This window comes from Ruegeria meonggei (genome assembly GCF_042768335.1).
Taxonomy (GTDB): Bacteria; Pseudomonadota; Alphaproteobacteria; order Rhodobacterales; family Rhodobacteraceae; genus Ruegeria; species Ruegeria meonggei.
In genome coordinates this window covers 2644001-2650000 of sequence record NZ_JAXHBT010000001.1, presented here as the reverse complement: position 1 = coordinate 2650000, position 6000 = coordinate 2644001, and the positions used below count along the sequence as shown (strand labels likewise).

Genomic DNA, 6000 nt, shown 5'->3' with positions numbered 1-6000 from the left:
AGGCTTACTGATCCTAACCAAACTCCGAATACCCGGGAGTACTAGATGGCAGACACACTGCGGATGCTAACGTCCGTAGTGGAGAGGGAAACAACCCTGACCTACAGCTAAGGCCCCCAATTCATGGCTAAGTGGGAAAGCAGGTGGGACGACCAAAACAACCAGGAGGTTGGCTTAGAAGCAGCCATCCTTTAAAGATAGCGTAACAGCTCACTGGTCTAAATAAGTTGTCCTGCGGCGAAGATGTAACGGGGCTCAAGCCATGAGCCGAAGCTTAGGATGCCGTAAGGCATGGTAGCAGAGCGTAGTGTGACATAAGACTTATCCTCTTTAGTGTCCTTCGGGGCACCTTGGAGGATCGAGTCTTTTCGATGAAGCCGGCGCGTGAGCGATCCGGTGGAGAGATCACTAGTGAGAATGATGACATGAGTAGCGACAAAGAGTGTGAGAGACACTCTCGCCGAAAGTCCAAGGGTTCCTGCTTAAAGCTAATCTGAGCAGGGTAAGCCGGCCCCTAAGCCGAGGCCGAAAGGCGTAGGCGATGGGAACTAGGTTAATATTCCTAGGCCGTGGAGTGGTGACGGATCTCAGAGGTAGTTCATCCTTATCGGATTGAATGGGCTGCTGAGAGGTTCCTGGAAATAGCCCTCCTATAAGACCGTACCCTAAACCGACACAGGTGGACTGGTAGAGAATACCAAGGCGCTTGAGAGAACGATGTTGAAGGAACTCGGCAAAATACCTCCGTAAGTTCGCGAGAAGGAGGCCCGGTTCCTAGGCAACTAGGGGCTGGGGGCACAAACCAGGGGGTGGCGACTGTTTATTAAAAACACAGGGCTCTGCGAAGTCGCAAGACGACGTATAGGGTCTGACGCCTGCCCGGTGCCTGAAGGTTAAAAGGAGAGGTGAGAGCCTTGAATTGAAGCCCAGGTAAACGGCGGCCGTAACTATAACGGTCCTAAGGTAGCGAAATTCCTTGTCGGGTAAGTTCCGACCTGCACGAATGGCGTAACGACTTCCCCGCTGTCTCCAACATCAACTCAGCGAAATTGAATTGCCTGTCAAGATGCAGGCTTCCCGCGGTTAGACGGAAAGACCCCGTGCACCTTTACTACAGCTTCGCACTGGCATCAGGATTGTGATGTGCAGGATAGGTGGTGGGCTTTGAAGCCGTGACGCAAGTCGCGGTGGAGCCTCCCTTGAGATACCACCCTTCGCACTCTTGATGTCTAACCGCGGTCCGTTATCCGGATCCGGGACCCTGCGTGGCGGGTAGTTTGACTGGGGCGGTCGCCTCCTAAAGCGTAACGGAGGCGCGCGAAGGTTGGCTCAGAGCGGTCGGAAATCGCTCGTTGAGTGCAATGGCAGAAGCCAGCCTGACTGCGAGACTGACAAGTCGAGCAGAGTCGAAAGACGGCCATAGTGATCCGGTGGTCCCGAGTGGAAGGGCCATCGCTCAACGGATAAAAGGTACGCCGGGGATAACAGGCTGATACTGCCCAAGAGTCCATATCGACGGCAGTGTTTGGCACCTCGATGTCGGCTCATCTCATCCTGGGGCTGGAGCAGGTCCCAAGGGTACGGCTGTTCGCCGTTTAAAGAGGTACGTGAGCTGGGTTTAGAACGTCGTGAGACAGTTCGGTCCCTATCTGCCGTGGGTGTAGGAGACTTGAGAGGAGTTGCCCCTAGTACGAGAGGACCGGGGTGAACGATCCACTGGTGGACCTGTTGTTGCGCCAGCAGCAGTGCAGGGTAGCTATGATCGGACAGGATAACCGCTGAAGGCATCTAAGCGGGAAGCCCCCCTCAAAACAAGGTCTCCCTGAGGGCCGTGGAAGACCACCACGTCAATAGGCCGGAGATGTAAGCGCAGTAATGCGTTCAGTTGACCGGTACTAATCGCCCGATAGGCTTGATTTGATCCAGTAATGGAAAGACAACCCACCGCCTCAAGTAGCGAAGCGGTAGGCGAACAAATAAGCCAAAAACATACACCTCATTAAACATGGATGGCTGTGTCGCGCCAAGCGGCACTGTTGATTGACATAACAACCGAGTGGCAACGCGCATTTGCACGCAAATACGCCGCCTGCCACTCGTCGCGCTTTGCAAAGCAAAGCCGCGACGGGGATTTTCCTCGGTTTGGTGGTCATAGCGCAAGCAAAACACCCGGTCCCATCCCGAACCCGGAAGTTAAGTGCTGCCGCGCCAATGGTACTTGGGCTTAAGCCCCGGGAGAGTAGGTCACCGCCAAACCTAGAAAAATCCCCCTCTCTCAAAACGATCAATAAACACCTGGCGCGGGGTGGAGCAGTCCGGTAGCTCGTCAGGCTCATAACCTGAAGGTCAGAGGTTCAAATCCTCTCCCCGCAACCAAAATCCAAACAGCCCGTTCGATCTACAAACAGTCCACTGGACTGTTTGCTTCACGATCAAACCTCGTCAGGCTCATAACCTGAAGGTCGTAGGTTCAAATCCTACTCCCGCAACCAAAATAAAACACATAAATACAACGCACTAGCGCCCCAAGGGGCGCTTCTTGCGTTTGGTGCGCCAGCGCCCGGTGCTACAGCAGTGCTACGCTAGAGAGCAAAGTTAAGCAGCGTAGCAGACCCTAGCCGACAGCATCGCAGAATCTCCCCCCAAAAGAAAAACCAACCCGGCTTCACCGTCAGAACTGTCAGCACCGTCAGCCAAATAGAATACGAGCGGTCGGAGGTGCTTGATCCAACCCTTCCCATATGTGTTGCCTTTGGTGCCAAAACGGCACCATGAAAAAAGGGACCACGTTTCGGCGTGACCCCCCTGTCCTTTTTGCAGTCTGGTTGTGTTAGCCAGTTACGCCGACCTGCGGGCAGTTCTTTGTCTGCATGGCTTGCGTGATGGCGTCGTAGTTCCCCTTGGCCGCCGCCAACTGGTCGGCATGATCCTGAGTCGCAGCCATTGCTAATGCGGCAGGCCAGAACAGAACCAGTGTCACGCCCGTGAGGACTGCGTCATTCGTGGCCGATTTCTTCTGGTCTGCCGTCAATTTGTTGACGTTGCTTGCAATCTGGTTGCGCTCGGCGTGCAACTGCTGGCACGAACGCCCATCGAAGATTGACGGGCTTACATACGTGGCCCCGACCTTATCCGGCGACTGCGCACAGGCAGTAACAAGAGGCAAAAGGGCGACGGCAGTGATAAACCTGCGCATGAAATACTCCTATAGATACACGCGATAATGGTGCGGATTGACCACGGGAATGAGGCTTCACTATGGCAACCTCATTCCTTGTTGATGAAAGTGTCGGAGTCGCCCGAGGGCAGTGAGCACCTACCTCACGCACTCAGTTCAACCACCCGCATGCCTGCTTTGCCTTCGCGGCTGAATGTGATGTTTAAGCCCCGACGCCGCAATACCGGCTGAACCCTGCGTAGCGCTGCGCCAAACCTCGCCTCCGACCGGGGAAAGCTGTGGCTGTCCTCTGTCAGCGCAGGGAAACGATCCCGCAAGGTTTGCTTCAATTCGGTTGCTGTGCCGCTCCAATGCTGTCGTCCATCCATCAGCGACAGGATTGCCAGCGCAACAGGGTTGGCCTCAACGGCGGCTTGATCGCTTTTTGCACGATTGGCCGCGTAGGAGTCCAGAAACGCGCCCTGAGTCCAGCCAAGTGAGTCTTCGGCGGCTACCACCCATTTTGCGAAGTCCGCCATTCTGGGGGCTTCTGAGAGGTTCACAGAGTCGATCCGCCCCAAGGCACAAGACACGGCGTCCAGCAGAGCGCCCAGAATGTAGGGCTTGGCATGGGCAAAGTCGCGATTGAACGCCCCAAGGGTTTTGCGCTTGCCGGGCGGGATCACTGGCAGATGAATGCCAATAGCACGATCCGCCAGATCAGGCCGGGCTGCCAGATCGGGAATACCGTTCAGCAGGCAGGGCCGGGTGGCGTTGAACAGAACCTCGTCGCTGTCGGTGTGTAGCTTGCGAGTGCCAAACCCTCCGCCGGTGGCAATGCGGCAGAACGCATCCGCCATCATCGGGCGGATGGTTGAGAGATTATCAAAGCTCAGAACATGGTTGTGCATCGCGGCAATCACTAAATCCTGTTCAGAATTGGGCGTGCTGCGGGTGCTTGGCTGTGCCGGGTCGATCAGATCACGCAGGGTTTGTGCCGTGGTGCTTTTGGCACTGCCCTGTTCGCCCGACAGGATCAGAATAGGATAGGGGCCTTTTGGGTGGAAACATCCCAGAACCCACGCCACCAACATGCGGAAATCATCTTCGCTGTCCACATTTACAAAATCCCGCAACAGGTCGATACCGTCAGCGTGTCGTTCTGGTACAGGCAGTGCCTGCATAGCTGGTGAGCGCCGAAATCGTGCGGGCGGGTGGCTGACCACCTGCCAACCCTCGGAGGTGATCGCCACAGCCTGCCAGTCCGTGTTGCCAAGGTCGAGATAGACCGTCCGCCCGATTAAGGCGATGCGGCTGGATACGGGATAGGTCTCGCCTTCAAACCGCGCGACGCCTTCCAGCATCCGGCGCTTGTCATCCAGCGCGGCATTGGACGGGGCTTTGCCTTCGGCCTTGTAATGGGCATAGGCGAGATAGTTGCGGAAGGTAGATGATCCGATAGGCCAGTGCTCAAAGTGTCCTTTGGTCCGTATCGTTACATAAGGCTCACCCTGCGGCGTGTTCCAAAGTTCAAGCCCATCCACCAGCGCCGCGCTTTCATCCCTACGTATAGGTGCAGTCTCGTCCCTACGTATAGGTATCGTATACGGGTCGGGGTTTTCCCTACGATACGTGGGGGGATGCGGGTCATTTGCGGCAGGTTCAACGCTATGCGTTAGGTAAGCGGCAGTTGCCTCCGGCAGGTCACAAGCGACACTGTTTATCAGGGCATCTATCTGACCGTTTCCCCAACCTGCTGCAATGGCATCGGCCACGTCCCACCCCCTATGTATAGGTTTATGGATCAGACCCGCTGAATCATGCGCCTGAACCAGAGCGTCGCTGATCGGCAGGATCAGCGGTGTTGCCCTATGTACCGAAACGAGCTTCTCGGCCAGATTGGCGGCGTAGTCCCGCCCCGGTTCATCGTGATCGGGCCAGATAATGACAATGCGCCCTGCCAGTGGCGACAGGTCGGTTTTTGCCAGTGCTTTGCTGCCGCCAAAGCTGGTGGAGGCCAGATAGCCCAATGCGACCAGCGCATCGGCACACTTCTCGCCCTCAACCCAGATCACCGGCTGATCCGGGTCCGCCTGGGCGATCCGGTCCAGGTGATAGATCGGGCGCGACTGAGGTGCTTTCCATGTCTCTTTGGTGACGTCATAGGGCAGGAAGAACTTGCCCTTGCCGTTGCCTTCGTAGCGATTGGCAACAAGTACAGGCGTGCCCGTTTTGCTGCGGTAGAAATGCTGGGTGTCAGCCATACCGGCTGTTGGGTGGCGGAGGTCTTGCAGGGCATTCATGATTGCACCCCCAAACGCAACGCCAGCGCCCGCGCGGCCTGTCCTTGCTGCACCCCGTTCAGATAGGCAAAGAGGCTGATAGCATCGCCGCCTTTATCATCCGTGGCGAAGTCTGCCCACAGACCGCTGTCGAGATTGATCCGAAACGAGCCGCGCGAGTGATCTGCGCGGGTCGGGTTCAGCGCCACCCATTCGCGTCCGATGACCCGGCCATCAGGCAACCATTCGGCCAGAAGGTTCTGCAAGTTGATCCGGGCCAGTTCAGCAATTGCTGCAAATTCGATGGGCTTCCAGTTACCAGTCATTTGCAACCACCTCCTGAAGGCGCGCGATCTCGAACGCTTCAACATCTCCAGCGCGATAGCGGACCAAGCGGCCAACTTTGACATAGGCCAGCGGGTAGCGCTTAGTGCAGCGCCATGTGGCAAGGGTGGTTGTGGACACGCCGAGGCGTTCCGCGACTTGCTCGGGTTTGAGCAGCGTGTTTGCTTGTTTTGGCATCGTGATTTTCTCCATCAAGTTAGATCGATGAAGAGAAAC

The 6000-nt window shown here is 56.5% G+C and carries 4 protein-coding genes, 1 tRNA gene and 2 rRNA genes (1 of these 7 running past the window's edge); 3 read left to right on the top strand and 4 right to left on the bottom strand.

Translation table 11 applies throughout. The features are described from left to right. From SJY13_RS13070 to SJY13_RS13060, 3 genes are all read left to right on the top strand, one after another. Positions 1–1920 (top strand): 23S ribosomal RNA (locus SJY13_RS13070); it begins 911 nt to the left of the window's first position. A gap of 221 nt (positions 1921–2141) precedes the next feature. Further along, positions 2142–2256: ribosomal RNA gene (gene rrf / locus SJY13_RS13065) — 5S ribosomal RNA — on the top strand. Between the two features lie 43 nt (positions 2257–2299). Continuing rightward, positions 2300–2376, top strand: a tRNA-Met gene (locus SJY13_RS13060). 454 nt (positions 2377–2830) lie between these two features. On the opposite strand, the gene SJY13_RS13055 is transcribed toward SJY13_RS13060, so the two are convergent. From SJY13_RS13055 to SJY13_RS13040, 4 genes are all read right to left on the bottom strand, one after another. Then, positions 2831–3196, bottom strand: coding sequence for a hypothetical protein (locus SJY13_RS13055; RefSeq protein ID WP_377191381.1), 366 nt, complete (start codon positions 3194–3196; stop codon positions 2831–2833). Positions 3197–3321: 125 nt separating this feature from the next. Next, the gene (locus SJY13_RS13050) at positions 3322–5460 is read right to left on the bottom strand and encodes a hypothetical protein (RefSeq protein WP_377191380.1); all 2139 of its coding nucleotides are present in this window, start codon (positions 5458–5460) and stop codon (positions 3322–3324) included. Further along, positions 5457–5765 carry a hypothetical protein gene (locus SJY13_RS13045; RefSeq protein WP_377191379.1) on the bottom strand — a complete coding sequence of 103 codons (309 nt, stop codon included), beginning with the start codon at positions 5763–5765 and terminating at the stop codon, positions 5457–5459. Before SJY13_RS13045 ends, SJY13_RS13050 begins: the two co-directional genes overlap by 4 nt. Further along, the gene (locus SJY13_RS13040) at positions 5755–5961 is read right to left on the bottom strand and encodes a helix-turn-helix transcriptional regulator (RefSeq protein ID WP_377191378.1); all 207 of its coding nucleotides are present in this window, start codon (positions 5959–5961) and stop codon (positions 5755–5757) included. The genes SJY13_RS13045 and SJY13_RS13040 overlap by 11 nt, the downstream gene beginning before the upstream one ends. Positions 5962–6000: the final 39 nt, after the last annotated feature.

What these genes read in the sequence shown, in the direction of transcription:
- SJY13_RS13055 (WP_377191381.1), bottom strand. Translation starts at nt 3,196, where the DNA reads ATGCGCAGGTTTATCACTGCCGTCGCCCTTTTGCCTCTTGTTACTGCC.
- SJY13_RS13050 (WP_377191380.1), bottom strand. Translation starts at nt 5,460, where the DNA reads ATGAATGCCCTGCAAGACCTCCGCCACCCAACAGCCGGTATGGCTGAC.
- SJY13_RS13045 (WP_377191379.1), bottom strand. Translation starts at nt 5,765, where the DNA reads ATGACTGGTAACTGGAAGCCCATCGAATTTGCAGCAATTGCTGAACTG.
- SJY13_RS13040 (WP_377191378.1), bottom strand. Translation starts at nt 5,961, where the DNA reads ATGCCAAAACAAGCAAACACGCTGCTCAAACCCGAGCAAGTCGCGGAA.